The 21,366-nt window shown below is 70.7% G+C and carries 17 protein-coding genes and 1 riboswitch; of the genes, 14 read left to right on the top strand and 3 right to left on the bottom strand.

What is annotated here, in order from left to right; genetic code table 11:
• Positions 1-22: 22 nt before the first annotated feature.
• From dxs to OG885_RS06935, 4 genes are all read left to right on the top strand, one after another.
• Complete coding sequence (gene dxs / locus OG885_RS06950) at positions 23-1,957, top strand: 1-deoxy-D-xylulose-5-phosphate synthase (RefSeq protein ID WP_405727647.1); 1,935 nt, start codon at positions 23-25, stop codon at positions 1,955-1,957.
• Positions 1,954-3,339 (top strand): aspartate aminotransferase family protein, encoded by a 1,386-nt coding sequence (locus OG885_RS06945; protein WP_405727644.1) that lies wholly within the window; start codon positions 1,954-1,956, stop codon positions 3,337-3,339. Before dxs ends, OG885_RS06945 begins: the two co-directional genes overlap by 4 nt.
• A gap of 66 nt (positions 3,340-3,405) precedes the next feature.
• Positions 3,406-4,017 (top strand): helix-turn-helix domain-containing protein, encoded by a 612-nt coding sequence (locus tag OG885_RS06940; RefSeq protein WP_399953894.1) that lies wholly within the window; start codon positions 3,406-3,408, stop codon positions 4,015-4,017.
• Positions 4,014-4,136, top strand: coding sequence for a DUF6126 family protein (locus tag OG885_RS06935; protein ID WP_097271119.1), 123 nt, complete (start codon positions 4,014-4,016; stop codon positions 4,134-4,136). Before OG885_RS06940 ends, OG885_RS06935 begins: the two co-directional genes overlap by 4 nt.
• Before the next feature lie 4 nt (positions 4,137-4,140).
• Here the strand turns inward: OG885_RS06935 and OG885_RS06930 are convergent, their stop codons facing one another.
• A complete protein-coding gene (locus tag OG885_RS06930; protein ID WP_405727639.1) occupies positions 4,141-4,938 on the bottom strand; it encodes a tyrosine-protein phosphatase in 798 nt (265 codons plus the stop codon).
• Between the two features lie 178 nt (positions 4,939-5,116).
• Here OG885_RS06930 and OG885_RS06925 point away from each other — a divergent pair, with 178 nt between their 5' ends.
• From OG885_RS06925 to OG885_RS06890, 8 genes are all read left to right on the top strand, one after another.
• Positions 5,117-7,195, top strand: coding sequence for an alpha-galactosidase (locus OG885_RS06925; protein WP_405727636.1), 2,079 nt, complete (start codon positions 5,117-5,119; stop codon positions 7,193-7,195).
• A gap of 296 nt (positions 7,196-7,491) precedes the next feature.
• Positions 7,492-7,671: riboswitch (cyclic di-AMP (ydaO/yuaA leader) on the top strand.
• Positions 7,672-7,675: 4 nt separating this feature from the next.
• Positions 7,676-8,626 carry a peptidoglycan DD-metalloendopeptidase family protein gene (locus OG885_RS06920; protein WP_405727633.1) on the top strand — a complete coding sequence of 317 codons (951 nt, stop codon included), beginning with the start codon at positions 7,676-7,678 and terminating at the stop codon, positions 8,624-8,626.
• 252 nt (positions 8,627-8,878) lie between these two features.
• Entirely contained in the window at positions 8,879-11,602 is a 2,724-nt protein-coding gene (locus OG885_RS06915) for a Tat pathway signal sequence domain protein (RefSeq protein WP_405727630.1), read from the top strand.
• Positions 11,599-12,630, top strand: a complete 1,032-nt coding sequence (locus OG885_RS06910; RefSeq protein ID WP_405727627.1) for a GDSL-type esterase/lipase family protein — start codon at positions 11,599-11,601, stop codon at positions 12,628-12,630. The genes OG885_RS06915 and OG885_RS06910 overlap by 4 nt, the downstream gene beginning before the upstream one ends.
• Positions 12,630-14,519 carry a hypothetical protein gene (locus OG885_RS06905; RefSeq protein WP_405727624.1) on the top strand — a complete coding sequence of 630 codons (1,890 nt, stop codon included), beginning with the start codon at positions 12,630-12,632 and terminating at the stop codon, positions 14,517-14,519. Before OG885_RS06910 ends, OG885_RS06905 begins: the two co-directional genes overlap by 1 nt.
• The gene (locus OG885_RS06900; RefSeq protein WP_405727621.1) at positions 14,503-15,219 is read left to right on the top strand and encodes a DUF6250 domain-containing protein; all 717 of its coding nucleotides are present in this window, start codon (positions 14,503-14,505) and stop codon (positions 15,217-15,219) included. The genes OG885_RS06905 and OG885_RS06900 overlap by 17 nt, the downstream gene beginning before the upstream one ends.
• Positions 15,220-15,364: 145 nt before the next feature.
• Positions 15,365-16,150 carry an SGNH/GDSL hydrolase family protein gene (locus OG885_RS06895; RefSeq protein ID WP_405742615.1) on the top strand — a complete coding sequence of 262 codons (786 nt, stop codon included), beginning with the start codon at positions 15,365-15,367 and terminating at the stop codon, positions 16,148-16,150.
• A 115-nt stretch (positions 16,151-16,265) separates the two neighbouring features.
• Positions 16,266-17,027 carry an SIMPL domain-containing protein gene (locus OG885_RS06890; RefSeq protein ID WP_405727618.1) on the top strand — a complete coding sequence of 254 codons (762 nt, stop codon included), beginning with the start codon at positions 16,266-16,268 and terminating at the stop codon, positions 17,025-17,027.
• A gap of 29 nt (positions 17,028-17,056) precedes the next feature.
• Here the strand turns inward: OG885_RS06890 and OG885_RS06885 are convergent, their stop codons facing one another.
• Complete coding sequence (locus OG885_RS06885; RefSeq protein WP_405727615.1) at positions 17,057-17,677, bottom strand: TetR family transcriptional regulator C-terminal domain-containing protein; 621 nt, start codon at positions 17,675-17,677, stop codon at positions 17,057-17,059.
• A 77-nt stretch (positions 17,678-17,754) separates the two neighbouring features.
• The gene (locus tag OG885_RS06880) at positions 17,755-18,933 is read right to left on the bottom strand and encodes a Glu/Leu/Phe/Val dehydrogenase dimerization domain-containing protein (protein WP_405727612.1); all 1,179 of its coding nucleotides are present in this window, start codon (positions 18,931-18,933) and stop codon (positions 17,755-17,757) included.
• A gap of 179 nt (positions 18,934-19,112) precedes the next feature.
• Here OG885_RS06880 and OG885_RS06875 point away from each other — a divergent pair, with 179 nt between their 5' ends.
• Positions 19,113-19,988 carry an MOSC domain-containing protein gene (locus OG885_RS06875; RefSeq protein WP_405727609.1) on the top strand — a complete coding sequence of 292 codons (876 nt, stop codon included), beginning with the start codon at positions 19,113-19,115 and terminating at the stop codon, positions 19,986-19,988.
• Between the two features lie 72 nt (positions 19,989-20,060).
• Positions 20,061-21,326, top strand: a complete 1,266-nt coding sequence (locus OG885_RS06870; RefSeq protein ID WP_405727606.1) for an MBL fold metallo-hydrolase — start codon at positions 20,061-20,063, stop codon at positions 21,324-21,326.
• Positions 21,327-21,366 lie beyond the last annotated feature (40 nt).

Raw genomic sequence — 21,366 nt, 5'->3', positions numbered from 1 at the left:
ACGGACCGAAGGGGGCCCGAGCGTGACGATTCTGGAGAACATCCGGGGACCACGCGACCTTAAGGCGCTGTCCGAGGCGGAACTCGGTGAACTGTCCGAAGAGATCAGAGAGTTCCTGGTGCACTCGGTCGCCAGGACCGGCGGCCACCTCGGGCCCAACCTGGGGGTGGTGGAACTCTCCATCGCGCTCCACCGGGTCTTCGAGTCGCCGGTCGACCGCATCGTGTGGGACACCGGCCATCAGAGCTATGTGCACAAGATCCTGACAGGGCGTCAGGATTTCTCCAAGCTGCGCGGCAAGGGCGGTCTGTCCGGCTACCCCTCGCGTGAGGAGTCCGAGCACGACATCGTCGAGAACAGCCACGCCTCCACCGCGCTCGGCTGGGCCGACGGACTCGCCAAGGCCCGCCAGGTGCAGGGCGAGAAGGGACACGTCGTCGCGGTCATCGGCGACGGCGCGCTCACCGGCGGTATGGCCTGGGAGGCGCTGAACAACATCGCGGCCGCCAAGGACCGACCGCTGATCATCGTCGTCAACGACAACGAGCGGTCCTACGCGCCGACCATCGGCGGCCTCGCCAACCACCTGGCCACCCTGCGCACGACCGACAGCTACGAACGGGTGCTGGCCTGGGGAAAGAACGTCCTCCAGCGCACCCCCGTCATCGGCACCACCGTCTACGAGGCACTCCACGGCGCGAAGAAGGGCTTCAAGGACGCCTTCGCGCCGCAGGGGCTCTTCGAGGACCTGGGCCTGAAGTACGTCGGCCCGATCGACGGACACGACATCGGGGCCGTCGAGTCGGCGCTGCGGCGGGCGAAGCGCTTCCACGGGCCGGTGCTCATCCACTGCCTCACGGAGAAGGGGCGCGGCTACGAACCCGCCCTCGCCCACGAGGAGGACCACTTCCACACCGTCGGTGTGATGGACCCGCTCACCTGCGAGCCCCTCGCACCCTCCAACGGGCCTTCCTGGACCTCGGTGTTCGGCGACGAGATCGCCAGGATCGGGGAGGAACGGGAGGACGTCGTGGCGATCACGGCGGCCATGCTGCACCCGGTGGGGCTCGGCAAGTTCGCCGAACGCTTCCCGGACCGGGTGTGGGACGTCGGCATCGCCGAGCAGCACGCGGCCGTCTCGGCGGCCGGGCTCGCGACCGGCGGACTGCATCCCGTCGTCGCCGTGTACGCGACCTTCCTGAACCGTGCCTTCGACCAGTTGCTGATGGACGTCGCCCTGCATCGCTGCGGGGTGACCTTCGTGCTCGACCGGGCCGGCGTCACGGGTGTCGACGGCGCCTCCCACAACGGCATGTGGGACATGTCGATCCTCCAGGTCGTGCCGGGACTGCGGATCGCCGCGCCACGGGACGCCGACCAGCTGCGGGCGCAGCTCAGGGAGGCCGTCGCGGTGGACGACGCGCCGACGCTGGTGCGCTTCCCGAAGGAGGCCGTCGGGCCGTCGATCGAGGCGGTCGACCATGTCGGCGGCATGGACGTCCTGCACCGCGGTGCCGAGGCGCCCGAGGTGCTGCTCGTCGCGGTCGGTGTCATGGCACCCGTGTGTCTCCAGGCGGCCGAGCTGCTGGCGGCGCGGGGCATCAACTGCACGGTCGTGGACCCCCGTTGGGTCAAGCCCGTCGACCCCGCGCTGCCCGTCCTCGCCGCCGCGCACCGGCTGGTCGCGGTGGTCGAGGACAACAGCCGTGCGGGCGGGGTCGGTGCCGCGGTCGCGCTCGCGCTCGGGGACGCCGAAGTCGACGTACCGGTACGGCGGTTCGGGATTCCGGAGCAGTTCCTCGCACACGCCAAGCGGGGCGAGGTGCTCGCCGACATCGGTCTCACCCCGGTCGAGGTCGCCGGACGGATCAGCGCGAGCCTCACCGTCAAGGAGGCCGAGGGTGCTCTGGCCGACATGGAGCAGCCCGACGGCTCACTCAAGGAGAAACCCGAATGACCACCGAGTTCGACCTCGGCAGACTCCTCGCCGAGCGCGGAGCCGAGCGCTACGAGCTGCACACCAAGTACCTGAACCACCAGCTCCCGCGCATGCTGCACACCATCGGCTTCGACAAGGTCTACGAGCGCGCCGAGGGCGCCCACTTCTGGGACGCCGACGGCAACGACTACCTGGACATGCTCGCCGGGTTCGGGGTGATGGGCCTGGGCCGCCATCACCCCGTCGTCCGCAAGGCGCTGCACGACGTCCTCGACGCCCAGCTCGCCGACCTCACCCGCTTCGACTGCCAGCCGCTGCCCGGGCTGCTGGCGGAGAAGCTGCTCACGTACAGCCCGCATCTGGACCGGGTGTTCTTCGGCAACAGCGGCACCGAGGCGGTGGAGACCGCGCTGAAGTTCGCCCGCCGCGCCACCGGCAAGCCCCGCGTTCTCTATTGCGAGCACGCCTTCCACGGCCTCACCACGGGCTCCCTGTCGGTCAACGGCGAGGACGGCTTCCGCGACGGCTTCGCCCCGCTGCTGCCCGACACGGCCGTCCCCCTCGGTGATCTCGACGCCCTGGCAAGGGAGTTGAAGAAGGGTGATGTCGCCGCCCTGATCGTCGAGCCGATCCAGGGCAAGGGCGTCCACGAGAGCCCGCCCGGCTATCTGCGCGCCGCCCAGGAGCTGCTGCACCGGCACAAGGCCCTGCTGATCGCGGACGAGGTGCAGACCGGGCTCGGGCGCACCGGCGACTTCTACGCCTACCAGCACGAGGACGGCGTCGAGCCCGACCTGGTGTGCGTGGCGAAGGCGCTGTCCGGGGGTTATGTGCCCGTGGGCGCCACGCTCGGCAAGGACTGGATCTTCAAGAAGGTCTACTCGTCGATCGACCGCGTCCTGGTCCACTCGGCGAGCTTCGGGTCCAACGCGCAGGCCATGGCGGCGGGCCTGGCGGTCCTGTCCGTGATGGAGAACGAGCAGATCGTCGCCAACGCCCGGGTGACCGGTGACCACCTCAGGTCCCGGCTCGCCGCGCTCGTCGACAAGTATGAGCTGCTCGCCGACGTCCGCGGCCGGGGACTCATGGTGGGCATCGAGTTCGGGCGGCCCAGGTCGCTCGGGCTGCGCAGCCGGTGGACGATGCTCCAGGCCGCGCGCAAGGGCCTGTTCGCCCAGATGGTCGTCGTACCGCTGCTCCAGCGGCACCGGATTCTGACGCAGGTCTCCGGCGACCACCTGGAGGTGATCAAGCTGATCCCGCCGCTGACCGTGGGGGAGCGGGACGTGGACCGGTTCGTCGAGGCGTTCACCGAGATCATGGATGACGCCCACAGCGGGGGCGGGCTGATGTGGGACTTCGGCAAGACGCTGGTCAAGCAGGCGGTGGCCAACCGCTAGCCGCCGCGGTTTGCCTCTGAGGCAAGAAATTTGCCCCGGAGGCAAGCGTCCGGCTGAATGGAGAGCATGAGCTCTCCGGAATCAGAGCCGGCCGACGTCCTGCCCGTCGTCGCGCCGCAGCTCCGTGCGCTGCGGCGCCGCGCCTCCCTCACCCTGGAGGCGGCGGCCCGGGCCGCCGGGCTGTCGCCCGCCCACCTGTCCCGGCTGGAGACCGGGCAGCGCCAGCCCTCGCTGCCGATGCTGCTCGCGCTCGCCCGTATCTACGGTACGACGGTCTCCGAACTGCTCGGTGAGACGGTCGCCGAGCGGGACGCCGTGGTGCGCGCCGCCGACATGGAACCGACCGCCGCGGGCGGCTGGACCTACTGGCAGGCCGGTGCCGCCGGACGCGGCATGCAGGCACTGCGTGTGCAGGTGCCGTACGGCTCACAGGGCGACATCGTGCGCGTGCATCCCGGCGAGGAGTGGCTGTACGTGCTGCGCGGCCGGCTCCGGCTCCGCCTCGGGGACACGACGCACCACCTCGGCCCCGGCGACAGCGCGCACTTCGACTCGCTCACCCCGCACCGCATCGCGGCCCAGGACCCCGACGGGACCGAGCTGCTGTTCGTCCACACCCTGTTGCAGAGCCCCACGGCCACCCTGTGCCTGGGCCCCACCCCTGGAGAGATGCCATGACCGACATGGAGGAGAAGTTCCCGCGAGCCCTGTGGGTACGGCTGATCATCTACATCGCCGTCGGGCACGTGTTCGCGGCCTTCGTCTACCTGCTCTTCGAGGTGGGCGCCGGGCAGTGAAGGGTCAGTCGAGGAGGCGCTCGCGCAGCCGCTCGCGGATCTCCGGGGTGAGGCCGAGGCCATGCTCCAGGTAGGCGTCGACGCTGCCCCAGGTCTCCTCGATGGTCTCGAAGGCGGCCTCCAGATACTCGGCGCGCGCGTCGAAGAGCGGCGCGAGCAGCTCCATGACCTCGGGGGAGTAGGCGGCGGCCGAGCTGCTGCTGCGGTGCACCTTGTAGCGACGGTGCTTGGCGTTCGACTCCAGGTAGTCGGCGACGATCGCCTCCCGCTCCACGCCCAGCGCCAGCAGCGTCACCGCTATCGACAGGCCCGCGCGGTCCTTGCCCGCCGCGCAGTGCATCAGCGCGGGCACACTGTCCTCGGCGAGGGAGTGCAGCACACGCGCGTGCTCGGCGGTGCGCTCCTTCACGATCTTCCGGTACGAGGCGATCATCCGGTTCGCCGCCTTGTTGTCGCCGAGGATCTCGCGCAGCTGCTCGATCTCGCCGTCCCGGACCATCTTCCAGAACTCCGAGCCGTCGGCCGGGTCGCTCAGCGGCAGGTTGACATTGCGCACCCCCGCCAGCTCGACGTCGGGGCCCTCCAGCTTCTGGTCCGACGCGTTGCGGAAGTCGAAGATCGTGTGCAGCCCCAGGGAGTCCAGGAACGCCGCGTCCTCGTCGGTCGCGTGCGCCAGATGGCCGCTGCGGAACAGCACCCCGAACCGCACCCGTCGGCCGTCCTCGGTCGGCAGGCCGCCCACGTCACGGAAGTTGCGGACTCCGGTCAGCTCGGGCTCGGTCGACGGGATCTGCTGCGTCACGGGGGCTCCTCGCAGTCGGCCCCGTCGCCGCGGCTCGCCGACGGGCACGCTTCGACGATACGACATGGGTTCCTGGGGCAATGAGTTGTCCACAGGCGTTGCATCGAGGGCCCCCGGGCCTTGATGATGTTGGTACTTGAGTGCCACTGTTCGACCCTGTTCGCATCTGTGAGGTTCCATGCTGGAGATCGCCCCCAACGGCCGCACCTGGCTCCTGACCGGGCCCGCCAGCAGCTACGCCGTCCACCTCACCGAGGCCGACGAGCTGCTGCATCTGCACTGGGGGCCGGCGATCACGCTGGCCGACGCCGAGGCCCTCGCGGTCCGTCCGCTGCCCGACTACTGGCCCTTCGAGTCCCCGCTCGACGGGCGCGAGGAGTACCCGGTCGAGGGCGGCCCCCGCTTCGTCCGGCCCGCGCTGTCGGTGCGCACCGACGAACGCCGCGGCACCGAGTGGAGCTTCGAGACGTACGAGACCGACGCCGACGCCGATGAGCTGCGGCTGCGGTTCCGCGACGGCGGGCTCGTCGTCACGCTGCACTACCGGATGCGCGGCGACGTGGTGGAGCGCTGGACGACCCTGGAGAACCAGGGGCCGGACGCCCTGGAGCTGCTCCGCGCGGACTCCGCCACCTGGACCCTGCCCGACCGCGAGGACTGGCGGCTCTCCCAACTGCACGGCCGCTGGGCCGCCGAGTCCCGGCTCGTACGCTCCCCCCTCACCTACGGTGAGAAGGTCATCGGCAGCCGCCGCGGCCACACCGGTCACCAGCACCTGCCCTGGGTCGCCCTCGACTCCGACGCCACCGAGGAGCGCGGCGAGGTCTACGGCTGCGCCCTCGGCTGGTCCGGCTCCTGGCGGATCGCGGTGGCCCAGCTCCCCGACGCGCGCGTGCAGATCACCGGCGGTGCCGGACACGACGACTCGGGGCTGCTGCGGCTGACGGCGGGCGAGTCGTTCACCACGCCCGTCTTCGCCGGTCTGTGGAGCGAGGGCGGCTTCGGCGGCGCCAGTCGCGCGTGGCACGCCTACCAGCGGGCCTACGTCATCCCGGACGCGGAGCAGGACCGGCCGGTGCTGTTCAACTCCTGGGAGGCCACCGAGTTCGACATCTCCGAGGAGCAGCAGGAAGCCCTCGCGCGGCGGGCCGCGGCCATCGGCGTCGAGCTCTTCGTGGTCGACGACGGCTGGTTCGGCGCCCGCACCAGCGACCGCGCAGGACTCGGCGACTGGACGGTCAACCGCGACCGCTTCCCGGGCGGCCTGAAGCCCCTCGCCGACTCCGTGCACGCCCTCGGGATGCAGTTCGGCATCTGGGTCGAGCCCGAGATGGTCAACCCGGACAGCGACCTGTACCGGGCACACCCGGACTGGGCGCAGTTCCAGCCGGGACGAAAGCGGACGGAACTGCGCAACCAGCTCGTCCTCAACCTCGCGCGCGAGGACGTCCAGGAGTACCTCTGGGGACAGCTCGACGCCCTGCTGTCCAGCGCCCCGATCGACTATGTGAAGTGGGACTTCAACCGCTGCTTCACGGACGCGGGCTGGCCCGGTGAGTCCTACCCGCAGCGGCTCTGGGTCGACCATGTGCACGCCTTCTACGCCCTGTTGGACCGGCTGCGGGCCGCGCACCCCGGCGTCGCCTTCGAGTCCTGCTCGGGCGGCGGCGGCCGGATCGACCTCGGTGTGATGAGCCGCACGGACCAGGTGTGGACCTCCGACAACACCGACCCCCTCGACCGGCTCGCGATCCAGCACGGCTTCAGCCAGCTCCACCCCGCGCGCGCGATGGCGGCCTGGGTCACCGACAGCCCGAACGCCATGCTCAACGGCCGGGTCAGCTCGCTGCGCTTCCGCTTCGTCAGCGCCATGGCCGGTGTGCTCGGTGTCGGCGGCGACCTCACGCAGTGGACGGAGGAGGAGCTCGCCGAGGCCCGAGAGTGGGTGGAGCTCTACAAGGGCATCCGGCCGCTCGTGCAGCGCGGCGACCAGTACCGGCTGCGGGCTCCACAGGGCGGACTGAGCGCCGTGCAGTACGTCCTCGGGGACGAGACCGTCGTCCTCGCCTGGCTCCAGGCGCAGCACTACGGCGAACCCGTCCCGGTGCTGCGTCTGCGGGGCCTCGACCCGACGGCGTCGTATGAATGCCTCGAAACGGGCGAAATTCTCAGAGGGGCTGTATTGCAGCATCACGGGCTGCGAGTGGGATTGCGGGGCGATCTGGATGCGGCAGTTCTCCGACTGCGTCGCATCTGAGCTTTCTGTCCGAATTGGTGGCTTGAGCGGCCTTCATTCCAACTCGCTCTGGAATAAGGGAAGCTGTGCGAACGGCACGTGAGGAGCGTCATATCGGTGACCCTGTGTCGCCCGTCATGTTCACGTAATGCGCCTTCGAATGCTGGGGATTTCCCTTCCCGGAAGCGGTGCTGATGCACGGAGGGTGACCGGGAAATTCACAGCGGATCAAGAGGAATGCAATCGTCCTGGAACCCCTTACTTGTCCCTTTGCGTCTTCCTCGCTTACGTTCGCCACCAATCCGGACGGACGCCCAATCCTGCCGCCGCCCGGAATCCGCACAACTCACCCGTGAACGGCAGGAGCGGGGGACCCACAGGTACAACTGCCTGGACCGGTCTTCCGGAACAGGCTTGGGGTTAAGGCGCACCTCGGTGCGCCCGGGCATCTCCAGTCCGCACCCGACAGCTCACCTCGTAGGCGCCGGAGAGGAATTCGCCATGCCCGCCAAGGGTAAGCACCGTCGCCCGAAGGCCCAGCGCCTCACCCGCTCGATCGCCGTCGCCGGTACCGGTGGCGCCGCACTCGCCCTGCCTTTGATGGGCGCCGCCGGCGCCCACGCGGCCACCCCGCAGTCCGTCTCGCAGTCGGTTTCGGAAAAGGCCGCCCAGTCCCTTCCGGTCGCCGAGAAGGCGGCCACCGAGAAGGCCGCGCAGAAGAAGGGCGCCGCGAACACCGCGACCGTGCGCACCTATTCGGTGCGGGCGGGCGACTACCTCTCGAAGATCGCCGACGAGCAGAACGTCACCGGCGGCTGGAAGAAGCTGTACTCGGACAACCGCGAGGCCGTCGGATCCGACCCCTCGCTCATCCACCCGGGCCTGAAGCTCACGCTCGGCAAGAAGGCGGCGGCGAGCGCGGACAAGTCGGCGAGCGCGGAGAAGTCGGCGAGCACCGAGAAGTCCACGAGCACCGAGAAGTCCTCGTCCTCCTCGGACACGACGACCGCCACCCAGAGCAGTGAGTCGACCAGCACCGCCGGCGGCTACACGCTTCCCGTGGCCGGCGCCACCGTCGGCACCGCCTACCACACGGCGGGCAGCATGTGGTCCAGCGGCTACCACACGGGCACCGACTTCGTCGTCCCGACCGGCACCTCGCTGAAGGCCGTGGCCGCGGGCACCGTCGTCTCCGCCGGCTGGGGCGGCGCGTACGGCAACCAGGTCGTCATCAAGCTGGCCGACGGCTACTACGCGCAGTACGCCCACCTGTCCGCGCTCTCGGTCTCGTCCGGACAGACCGTCACCGAGGGCCAGCAGATCGGCCTCTCCGGCGCCACCGGCAACGTCACCGGACCGCACCTCCACTTCGAGATCCGCACCACGCCGGACTACGGCTCGGACGTGGACCCGGTCGCGTACCTCCGCTCGAAGGGTGTCGCCGTCGGCTGACGCTCTTTTGCGAGGGTGCCGCGTCGACTGACGCTCCCTCCCCCGATGCCACCGAAGGCCGGACCCCGATCCCCGGGTCCGGCCTTCGGTGTTGGGTCTTGCCGTTTCATGATCGCTTCATTGCGGTCTTGTGGCGCGGCTGTCCAAACCGTCGACAGGGAGGGGAGGGTGGGACCACAGTGATCTCCGAGGGATGCAAGCGCTTTCTACGCGCCTTCGCGTCCGCATACACACCCGCACCCGGAGGTCCCCGTGCCCGGCGTCGACCGACGCACCGTCATCAAGGGCGCCGCAGCCGCGGCCGCCGCGGCCCAGTTCTCCTGGGCCCTGTCCCGCACCGCCGCCGCGGCGGACGCCGACGACACCGAACTGTGCTGGCTGGAGGGCTCGGCCCCCGACGTCCACGCCGGTACCACCTGGGGCGTGCCGTGGGCGCGCGGGGCGTACCGGCCGGAGCAGCCGTTCCGGCTGACGACCGCCGCCGGTGCCGATGTCCCCGTCCAGAGCTGGGTCACCGGCTACTGGCCCGACGGCTCGGTGAAGTGGACGGCCCACGCCCTCGCGCCCGGCGCGCCGAAGGCCTCCGCCTACAAGCTCGCGGCGGGCACCCCCGCCGCACCGGAGCAGAAGGTCACGGTCACCCGCTCCGCGGGCCGCGTCGAGGTGTCCACCGGTGTGATCACGGCCGTGTTCGGCGCGAAGGGGTCCGACACCGTCGTACGGAGCGTGCGGCGGGGCTCCGCCGAGATCGCCCGGGACGGGAGACTGGTCGCCCTGCGGCAGGAGTCCGTACGGGACGGGGCGGACGTCTCCCGCTTCCTGGGCCGGGTCGAGAAGGTCGAGGTGGAGCAGGACGGTCCGGTCCGGGCCGTCGTCCGGGTCGAGGGCCGGCACCGGCACGGCGGCCGGAACTGGCTGCCGTTCGTCCTGCGATTCGCCTTCTTCGCGGGAGCCGAGTCCTTCCGGCTCGTCCACACCTTCGTCTGGGACGGCGAGCAGACGCCCGGTTCCGACGAGGGCGACTTCCTGCGCGGCCTCGGCGTGCGCTTCACCGTGCCGCTGAGCGATCAGCCCTACGACCGCCATGTGCGGTTCGCCGATTCCGACGGCGGCCTGTTCAGCGAGGCCGTCCAGGGCATCACCGGACTGCGGCGCGACCCCGGGGCAGCCGTCCGCGCGGCCCAGATCGCCGGTGAGCGGCTGCCCGACACCTCGACCTGGGACACCCGGGTCGCCGGCCGCCTCGCCTACATCCCGACCTGGGGCGACTACACCCTCACCCAGCCCAACGCCGACGGCTACACCGTCCGCAAGCGCACCAAGGCCGGCTACGGCTGGATCCACGCCGCGGCCGGCCGCCGCGCCGGAGGCTTCGGCTACGTCGGCGGCGCGAGCGGCGGACTCTCCTTCGGGCTACGGGACTTCTGGCAGCGCCACCCGGCCCAGCTGGACGTACGCGGAGCCGCGGGAGACGCCGCCGAGGCCACCGTATGGCTGTACTCGCCGGAGGCGCAGCCGCTCGATCTGCGCTTCTACCACGACGGCTTGGGCCAGGACACGTACGACGAGCAGTCCGACGGTGGGCTGGAGATCACCTACGAGGACTACGAGCCCGGCTTCGGTACGCCGTACGGCATCGCGCGGACGAGTGAACTGGCCTTCTGGGCCGTCGAGAAGACCCCTTCCGCCGGTGTTCTCGCCGCACAGGCCGCCGCCACCGCGACCCCGCCGCTCCTCACCGCCACACCCCAACGGCTGCACGCTGCCGGGGTGTTCGGCGACTGGGCGCCGGTCGACCGGTCCGGCAAGGCGCGGGCCGCCGTCGAGGACCACCTCGACGAGCTGTTCGCCTACTACCGCGACCAGCGTGAACAGCACCGCTGGTACGGCTTCCTGGACTACGGCGACGTCCAGCACACCTACGACAACGACCGGCACGTCTGGCGGTACGACGTCGGCGGCTACGCCTGGGACAACTCCGAGCTCGGCACGGACCTCTGGCTCTGGTACCACTTCCTGCGCACCGGCTCCGCCGAGGTCTTCCGGTTCGCGGAGTCCATGACCCGGCACACCGGCGAGGTCGACGTCTACCACCTCGGCAAGTGGGCGGGACTCGGCACCCGGCACGGTGTGCAGCACTGGGCCGACAGCGCCAAACAGGTCCGTATCTCCACGGCCGCCAACCGCCGCTTCTTCTACTTCCTCACCGGCGACGAGCGCACCGGTGACCTGCTGAGCGAACTCGTCGACGTGGAGCGGACGTTCCTGGAGGTCGACCCGCAGCGCAAGGTCCGCACCGACGGCTACACCCCCGGCGACCGGCACGCCCTGTCGGTCGGCTTCGGCACGGACTGGGGCGGCATCTCGGCGGCCTGGCTCACCGAGTGGGAGCGACGGGGCCCGAACGCCGAGAAGGCCAAGGCCAAACTCGTCAACTCGCTGCGGACCATCGCCGCGCAGCCCAACGGGTTCTTCACCGGCACCGGTCTGCTCGACGCGGACACCGGCAAGTTCGCGATCACCACGAGCACGGCCGTGAGCGTGTCCCACCTGAGCGCCGTGTTCGGTCTCGTCGAGACCAACAGCGAACTCGTGTCGCTGTTCGGCGACGAGGAGCCCGAGTTCCGTGCCGCCTGGCTGAACTACACGCAGTACTACAACGCCACCGACGCCCAGAAGAGGCAACTCACCGGCTCCACCTGGAAGTCGGCGCTGCCGGCCGCGCACTCGCGGATCACCGCCTACGCGGCACAGCGCAAGAACGATCCGACGCTCGCCACCCGCGCGTGGAACGAGTTCTTCACCGGCAGCGACACCTACTTCCCGTCCAACGACTGGAATCCCGTGACGATCAAGACGCCGGCCGTGCTCCGGACGACCGAGGAGATCCCGTGGATCTCCACCAACTCGTCCGCCCAGTGGGCGCTCGCCGCGATACAGAACCTGGCCCTCATCGGAGACCGGATCCCGTCATGAGACGTGCGAGCTTGATCGCGGCGGTGACCGCGGGGTTGATCATGGGTGCGGTACGGCCTGTTGCCGCCTCCGAGAACGTCGTACGGCCGAACGACCGGCGAATCGCCTACGAGGGCCACTGGGGCCGTACCGCGGAGGCGGCGGTCACCGTCAACTCCGGTTCCCGGCTGAGCTTCCGCTTCACGGGCGGCAGCGTGCACGCGTTGTTCGACGTCTCGTCGACCACCGTCCCCGCGCAGATCTATGTGTCGGTCGACGGCGGCCCGAAGCGGCTGTACGCCGTCGACCGGGACGACATCGAGATCGAGGCCCCCGAACGAGGCGCCCACACCGTCGAGTTGTCCGTGAAGGACGTCTTCTCGCGGGTCAACCGCTGGACGCCGCCACTGGAGACGGGTGTCGTGCTCACCGGCATCCGGGGACGCCTGTTGCCCCAACACGTCCGGCACAATCGGCAGTTCGCCTTCTACGGCGACTCCATCACACAGGGCGTCATGGCCCTCTGTGAGGTGAACACCTCCGACTGCGCCGACGGCACCGCCGCCTACCCGACCCTGGTCGCCGACGCCCTGCACGCCTCCCTCACCCAGGTCGGCTTCGGGCGTCAGGGCGTGATCCAGACCGGCAACGGGGGAGTGCCGGCGGCGTCGGACGCGTACGGCTGGAACTACGCCGGTTCCAGGGCGGATTCGGACCGCCGAGCCGATGTGATCGTGGTGAACCAGGGCACCAACGACACCGCGTGGGGCCCGGACGAGTTCCGTGCCGCCTACCGCGCCTATCTCACCGAGCTGCGGACCGCGGCACCGCATGCGCGCATCCTCGCGCTGCGGCCGTTCAACGGCACACACGCCGAGGACATCGCCGCCGTAGTCGCCGAACTCGCGGACCGCCGGATCGAGTTCGTCGACACGACCGACTGGCTCTCTCCGACTGACGGGGACTTCAACGGAGGCGTCCACCCCAGCTCCCAGGGTCATCGCAAGGTGGCCGACCGTCTCATCGACCTTCTCGCAGAGGAGCACTAGTGCATCGCCGAAGAACCGTCGCTCTCGCCGCGGCGGCCCTGCTGGCCGGGATGTTCTCCGCGCCCGCCGCCCAGGCCGAGCAAGCGCCGCGCCGGGTCGTGGAGAACCTCGACCGCGGACTGGTCGCCGTACCCTCCGGGGAGGGGACCTTCCTCAGCTGGCGCCTGCTCGGCACCGAGTACGCCCGGTACGGCAACGCCATCGCCTTCAACGTCTACAAGAACGGGCGCCGGCTGAACCGTACGCCGGTCATCAAGTCCACGACGTACCAGGACGACTCGCCGGGCACCGGCCGGTACACCGTCCGTGCCGTCGTCAACGGGCATGAGCAGAAGCCGAGTTCGGCGGCGCTCGACTTCTCGGACGGCTACGCCGAGATCCCGCTCGCCACGGCCGACGGGTACACCGTGCAGCACGCCTGGCCCGGCGACCTCGACGGCGACGGACGCTATGAGCTCGTCGTCAGCCGGCTCTCCGGGACCCGGGACAAGCCCGACCTGCTGGAGGCGTACACGCTGACCGGCGATCGGTTGTGGCGCGTCGACCAGGGCCCGGGCTCGTACACACAGGTCGGTGGGAACGGCGCCAACGACCCGGCGCCCGCCGCGATCAGCGGTTCCACGGCGATCGGCGGCTACCGCAACGACGACAACGTCACCGTGTTCGACCTGGACGGCGACGGCAAGGCCGAGGTGCTGGTGCACACGGCCGCCGGGACCACCTTCGCCGACGGCTCCCAGGTCACCGCGGCCTCGCCCGCGAACCAGTTCGTCTCCGTCATCGACGGCGCGACCGGCGTCGAGCGCACCCGGCAGCCGGTCCCGGACGACTTCGTCGCCGACGGCCCCTCCGGCGGCCACTTCGGCATCGCCTACCTGGACGGCGAACACCCCAGCCTGGTCACCAAGTTGGTCACCCGCGTCGGAGCCAAGCGCGGCACCTTCCGTATCCTCTTCCAGACCTGGGACTTCAACGGCACGGATCTGAGCCCGCGGTGGAAGTACGTCGTCCCGGCCGCCAGCGGCGCGACCAGCTTCCACCAGATCCGCACCGTCGACGTCGACCTCGACGGCAAGGACGAGATCGCCGACGGCAACTACGTCGTCAACAGCGACGGCACCCTGCGCTACGTCGTCGACGGTGCCGGTCACGGCGACCGCTTCCACATCGCCGACCTCGACCCGGACCGGCCCGGCCTGGAGGGATTCGCCATCCAGCAGGCCGAGTTGGGTGTCGTCCCCAACTTCCCCTGGTACTACTACGACGCCGACACCGGCGAGCGTCTCGTCACCGGACAGCACCCCGCCGACTGGGTCAACGACACCGACATCGACGTCGGCCGCGGCAGCACCGGCGACATCGACCCGAACCACTCCGGCTACGAGTACTGGACCTCCACCGCCGACGTCACCGCGCCCGGCGCGGGCGTGCGCAACGTCCAGGACGGGAAGATCTCCACGACGACGCCGAGCGTCAACTTCCGTATCTGGTGGGACGGCGACAAGGCCTCCGAGAATTTCGACCACACCCACGTCGAGAAATGGGACCCGGCGACCGAGACCAGCGCGAAGATCTTCGCCCCGTCCGGAGTGGTCTCCGGCGCCCGCAACGCGACCCCGTTCTACGGCGACCTCCTCGGCGACTGGCGCGAGGAGATCCTCGCCGAGACCGCCGACCACACCGCGCTGCGCCTCTACACCACCACCGAGCCGACGCGGACCCGCATCTACACGCTCGCCCAGAACCCCGAGTACCGCCTCGGCTGGACCGTGCGCGGCTATCTCCAGTCCACCTACACCGACTACTACCTCGGCACCGAGACCCGTCGGGTGCCGAAGCCCGCCCTCACCCTTCCCGAAGGAGCCGTCTCCCGTGACCGCCACGCGTAGAGCTTTCGGAGCCCTTGCCGCAGGAGCCGCCCTCGCGGCCCTCGCCCCCGCCACCAGCGCGAGCGCGACGCCCCGCCACCGCCGGCTCATCGCCCACGACGACTTCCGGCACGGTCTCGGCCAGTGGGCCGTGGAGCTGGAGAAGGGCGGCACCGTCACCGCCTCCCGCGGCGTCCTGGAGTCCGACGTCCCGGCCGGCGCGACGATCTGGTTCAAGAAGCGCCTCGAAGGCCCGTACGTCATCGAGTACACGGCGACCCCCGTGTCCGAGGGCGGCGTCAACGACCGGGTCTCCGACCTCAACAACTTCTGGAACGCGACCGACGTACGATCCCCCGACGACCTCTTCGCCACCCAGCGCGGCGGGGCCCTGGCCGAGTACGACTACCTCAGGACCTACTACGTCGGCTACGGCGCCAACACCAACACCACCACGCGGCTGCGCCGGTACGTCGGCGAGGCCGGCGTACGGCCGCTGATCTACGACTACGCACAGCCGCTGCTCACCGCCAACGCACCGCACCGGGTCCGGATCGTCTCCGACGGCTCCAGCCAGCGGTGGTGGATCAACGGGCAGCTCGTCTTCGACTACACCGACCCGGAGCCGTACACCAGCGGGCACTTCGCCTTCCGCACCACCTGGAGCCACTTCCGCTTCAGCGACTTCCGGGTGTGGCGGTTGAGCCCACAACATCCCTGATCCAACGTGTATTCCGGGCTTGGCCAACACTTTAGGAGTGGCTTATCTCACCGCACGTCAACCCTTCCTTACGGTCGCGTAGGTCACATTCGAAGGGGAATCATGGCCCGATGTGGCAGACGATTCGAAGAGTGACAGCAGAGCAGTGATCGGGTCGTACGTTGCGGTGGGGGACAGCTTCACCGAGGGCGTGGGCGATCCCGGCCCGGACGGGGCGTTCGTCGGCTGGGCCGACCGGTTCGCGGTGCTTCTCGCGGACCGGCGGCCCGAGGGCGACTTCAGGTACACCAACCTCGCCGTGCGCGGGAAGCTCCTCGACCAGATCGTCGAGGACCAGCTCCCGAAGGCCGTGGAACTCGCCCCCGACCTGGTCTCCTTCTGCGCGGGCGGCAACGACATCATCCGGCCCGGCACCGACCCCGACGAGGTCGCCGAGCGCTTCGAGCGGGCGATCGAGCGACTCACCTCCGTCGCCGGCACCGTCCTGGTGACGACCGGCTTCGACACCCGTGGCGTTCCCGTGCTCAAGCATCTGCGCGGCAAGATCGCCACGTACAACGGTCATGTGCGGGCCGTCGCCGACCGGTACGGCTGTCCCGTACTGGACCTGTGGTCCCTGAAGACCGTCCAGGACCGCCGGGCCTGGGACGGCGACCGGCTCCACCTCTCTCCCGAGGGGCACACGCGCGTGGCGCTGCGCGCGGGCCAGGTGCTCGGCCTCGACGTTCCCGCCGACCCCGACCAGCCGTGGCCGCCGTTGCCGCCCCGCGGCCCGCTCGACGTGCGGCGCGACGACGTCCACTGGGCGCGGGAGTACCTCGTGCCGTGGATCGGGCGGCGGCTGCGCGGAGAGTCCTCGGGCGACCATGTGACGGCGAAGGGCGCGCTGTCGCCGGACGACATCAAGCTGCGGATCGGCAAGGTCGCCTGACCGGGCACCGGGATCCACCAGTGAGGTGACCGCGCGGGAGTGGTGTGCGGTCCGGTCCATGACGTGGTGCTGGGATGACCGCACTGTCAGCCCACCCCGGAAGGACCGGACCCGCATGCCCGTTCCCCGTACGCCGGTCGCGGTGATCGCCGCGACCCTGCTGGCCCTGGGTCTGCCCACCGTCGTGGCCCCGGCGGCCGCCGCCGTCGGCACCGGCGCGCTGGCCCCCGCGGCCCCTCGCGCCGCGGCTCCCGCCACCGTCACCGTGACCGGTGAGGGCAGTGCGGTCGGCGAGCCCGACATCGCGCTGGTCGGCGCCGGCGTCGAGGCCGTAGCCAAGACGACGCAGGCCGCGCTGAAGCGGCAGAACACGGCGTCCGCCGCCCTGTTGAAGGCGGTACGCGCCCAAGACATCGCCGACCAGGACGTCCGCACCGAGAACGTCTCCCTCAGCCCCGTCTACGACTACACCGACGGCGCCTCCACGCTGAAGGGCTACCGGGCCGCCCAGTCCTTCGCGATCAAGGTCCGCGAACCGGCCGCCACGGGCGCCGTCCTCCAGGCGATCACCGACGCCACCGGCGACGCGGGCCGCGTCAACTCCGTCGTCTTCGACCTCGACGACCGGCGCCCGCTTGAGGCCCGCGCCCGTGAGGCCGCGCACGACGACGCCCACACCAAGGCCGCCCAGTACGCCCGCCTGAGCGGCCTCCACCTCGGCCGCCTCGTCTCCCTGAGCGAGGGCGGCACCGGCTACGTGGCCCCGGCTCCGCCGATCTCCGCGGACGCGCCCGCCGGTGGCTTCGCCGGCGTACCGCTGGCGCCGGGGGAGATCAGGGCGACGGCGATGGTGACGGCGGTGTACGAGCTGGACTGAGGGCCCGTCCCCTCGGACGGACCGCCCTTTCAGCGCTCCTGGGCGCTCAACGTGTCGGTCCTCAGCCCGAGTTCCCGGGCCAGTGCCTCCTCCACCCACTCCTGAGCACGCGCGCGTGACACCCCGCCCGGGTACGACGTCAGCTGGACGGCGAGTCCGTCGAGCAGGGCGGTCAGGCGCAGGGCGGTCGCGGACGGGTCCGGGCAGCGGAACTCGCCCGCGGCCACGCCCTCCGCGAGGACCTCGGCGAGCGCCGCCTTCCACCGCTTGTCGAGGTCACGGGTGACCTCCTGGAGCGCGGGCTCGCGCAGCGCCGCCGCCCAGCCCTCGATCCACAGCCGCCAGCCCTTGGCCTGACCGGTGGGCGCGTACCAGCGCACGGCCGACCGCAGCCGTCGTAGCGCCGTCGTCCGGCGGCCGAGGATCTTGTTCAGCTGGGCCAGGTCGTCCTCGGCCGCGTACGCGAACGCGGCGGCGACCAGCTTCTCCTTGGTCGAGAAGTGGTACAGCACCAGCGCGTTGCTCACCCCGAGCACCGAGGCCACGTCGGCGATCCTGACCGCCGCCACGCCCCGCGCCTCGATCTGCCCGATGGCGGCCCGCAGCAACTCCTCGCGCCGCTCGGCCACGCTCAACCGCACTCTCGCCACGCGTTCACCCTAATCCGTGACGGTGAGTGGCCGGACGCGGCCGCCGGTCCGGACGTCCGGCGCATCACGGCCCGGTGTCACCGGTACCACCCGAACCGCTCGGCGATCACCGGCAGCCGGTCCGCGACGATCGCGTGCGCGGCGGCCCGCGGTGACGTCCCGTCGGCCTCCGCGCGGGCCAGCATCTGCTCGACGAGGGCACGCATGGAGCGGCGGGTGTGGGTGAAGGCCTCGTCCGCGTCGGCGCCGATGTCACCGAAGAGCGTCCACCACCACCAGGCGTTGGTACCGGAGTTCACGACCACGTCCGGCAGCACCGTGACGGCCCGTGCGGCCAGCAGCGCCTCCGCGGCTGGCAGCACCGGCATGTTGGCCGCCTCGACGATCCAACAGGCGGTGATCCGCTCCTGGTTCGTGGCGTCGATCGCGTACGACACCGCGGCCGGCACCAGCACCTCCGCGTCGGCGGACAGCCAGGCGTCACCCGGCAGTTCACGGTCACCGGGGCGGAGCGCGGCACGGTCGACGGTGCCGTAGGCGTCTCGCGCCGCGAGCAGCGCCTCGACGTCCAGCCCCTCGGGGTGGGCGATCGTGCCCTTGACGTCGGCGACGGCGACGATCCGGAGACCCGCGCGCGCGAGGAACCGCGCCGTGGCCCCGCCCATGGTCCCGAGCCCCTGCACCGCGACCCGTGTCCCGGCGTACGGCACCCCCGCCCGGTCCAGGGCGGTGAGCACCGACTCGGCGACTCCGCAGCCGCCGACGAGCTCGTCGAGCCCGATGCCGTCCACCTCGACCGCGAACGCGTCCGCGAGCCGCTTGCGGGCCGTCGCCTCGTCGTCCAGCAGCGGATAGACAGCCTGGATCGACGACACGAGCCCCGCCTCGGCCGCCGCCCGGTCCACCAGGTCCTGGGTCAGGCCGAGGTCCTCGCCCGTGGTCCAGACGCTCTCGACGTACGGTCGCATCGCGCGCAGGAAACGCACGAGCAGCGCGTACGCCGCCGGGTCCCGGGGATCGCAGTCGATGCCGCCCTTGGCGCCGCCCAGCGGGACATAGCGGCCCTCGGGGTCGTAGTGCAGCGCCTCCTTCATGGTCATCCCGCGGGCCAGCCCGGTGACCTCGTCCAGGGTGCAGCCCTCGCGCATCCGCAGCCCGCCGCTGGACACGCCGCGCACCAACCGGTCGACGACCAGGAAGCCCTGGCGGCCGGTGACATGGTCGGTCCAGGTGAGCGACAGCAAGGGGGTGGTCATGGGGGCTCCTGGGCGGCTACTGAAGGGTGCTAGTGAATGGAGGGGATTACTGAATGGTGGGTCAGTATCTTCTTGACATGCTCAACCTCTGTCAATTCGAGCGAAACGCGATTGACAGAGGGCCCGTCGCCGTCGATAGGTTCCTTTTGGGAACGTACTGATCGTCGGAGGGGGCGGACATGGTCGAGGTCGTCGAGTTGACGTACTACCCGGTGAAGGGATGCGCCGGGATCACGGCGAGCGAGGCGATCGTGACGCCCGCCGGACTCGCTCACGACCGCTCGTTCATGGTCGTCGACGAGCGGGGGCGGTTCCGCACGCAACGGCGCGATCCACGGCTCGCGCTGATCCTGCCCCGCATCGACGCCGCCGGGGAGCGGCTCACCCTGCGGGCGCCGGACCACGGCGAGGTGGCCGTCGACGTCGACACCCTCGGCGTACGACGACCGGTCGAGCTGTTCGGGACGCCGTACCGGGGCATCGACCAGGGCGACACCGTCGCGCGGTGGCTCTCCGGCGTGCTCGCGACCCCGAGCAGGCTCGTGCGGGTGCCGCCGGAGCACGACCGGGTGACCGACGGCAGGACGCCGGGCACCGCCGGCTGGGCCGACAGCGGCGCGCTGCACGTGCTGTCACGGTCCAGCCTCGACCTGCTCAACGAGAAGATCGCCGAACGTGGCGCGGAACCCCTGTCGATGAACCGCTTCCGCCCCAACCTCGTGATCGACGGCTGGGACGTACCTCACACCGAGGACCGCGCCCACCGCATACGGATCGGCGCCACCGAACTCGCCTACGCCAAGCTCGCCGTCCGCTGCGCCGTCACCCTGGTCGACCAGGAACGCGGCGCCAAGGGCGGCCCCGAACCCATCCGCACGCTGGCCGGATACCGGCGCGGTGCCGCCGGCACGGTGTTCGGGGCGAAGTTCTCCGTGCTGCGGGAGGGGAAGGTGGCGGTCGGTGACGATGTGGACGTCGTGACGTGGGGCGAGTCCGAGGTGCCGTGCACGCACCGTCGTCAGGGCGCCTCCGAGGTGCCGTTCACACAGGCGTGACCAGGGTGATCCGGGGATTGTCGGAGAGGCCGACCATAATGGAAGACCTCACCGACTCCACCAGGAGGTACCGTGTCCGTTTTCGGTTCCCTGAGCTCCGGGCTCAGCGGCCTGCAGCCCGAGGCCTTCGGCGTGGACCCGAGCGGTGAGCGCCTCGCCCGCATCCGCAGATCACCCCACTTCAAGGACGGGGTCTTCCAGAACCCCGGGGGTGAGGCCCGGATCCGGCCCTCGGCGTCGACGCTGGAGTTCGCGAAGGTCTTCTTCGACAGGGACGAGCGCCCGCGCCGCTCTCCCAAGGGCACCATTCCGGTGCACCCCACCACCCTCGCCGACATCGCCAAGCCGCCCGTCACGGGGCTGCGGCTGACCTGGATGGGCCACTCCAGCGTGCTGGCCGAGATCGACGGACACCGGGTGCTCTTCGACCCGGTCTGGGGCGAGCGCTGCTCCCCGGTCCCCTTCGCGGGCCCCAAGCGCCTCCACCCGGTGCCCCTCCCGCTGGCCGCGCTCGGCCCGGTCGACGTGGTCGTCATCTCCCACGACCACTACGACCACCTGGACATGCCCACGATCAAGGCGCTGGCCGACACGGACACCCTGTTCGCCGTGCCGCTCGGTGTCGGCGCCCATCTCGAACACTGGGGCGTCTCCGCCGACCGGCTGCTCGAACTGGACTGGCACGAGGCGACCAAGGTCGGCGGCCTCACCCTCACCGCGACCCCGGCCCGCCACTTCTGCGGCCGCGGGCTGCGCAACACCCAGCACACCCTCTGGGCGTCCTGGGTCGTGGCCGGTGACGAACACCGGGTCTTCCACAGCGGCGACACCGGCTACTTCGACGGCTTCAAGGAGATCGGCGCCGACCACGGCCCGTTCGACGCCACGATGATCCAGATCGGCGCGTACAGCGACTTCTGGCCGGACATCCACATGACCCCGCAGGAGGGCATGCGCGCGCACCTCGACCTCCAGGGCGGCCCGTCGGCCGGTCCGATGCTGCCGATCCACTGGGCCACCTTCAACCTGGCCACGCACGCGTGGGCGGAGCCGGGCGAGGGGACGCTCGCCGCGGCCCGTACGGAGGGCACGCGCATCGCCCTGCCCCGCCCGGGCGAGCCGTTCGAGCCGACGGGCGATCGCGTACCGGTAGAGCCGTGGTGGCGCGGGGTTGCGGCAGCGCCGACCGGTGGGTGGCCTGCGGCTGACCTGGTGACGGAGGCCGCGATCAAGACGACGTCCGAGGGGGCGGCGCGGGCTCAGGAGGACGCGGTCGGCTCGGAGGGTGAGGGGAAGAGCGAGGGGAGCGGGGAGCCGGAGGTGGTCCCGGCGGGCTGACTGTCCGCGCGGTCCATGGGACTCTGAACGCCCAGGGGGA

The organism is Streptomyces sp. NBC_00028 (assembly GCF_045041065.1).
Taxonomy (GTDB): Bacteria; Actinomycetota; Actinomycetes; order Streptomycetales; family Streptomycetaceae; genus Streptomyces.
The sequence above is the reverse complement of the archived record's forward strand: the minus strand, read 5'-3'. Positions and strand labels throughout refer to the sequence as shown.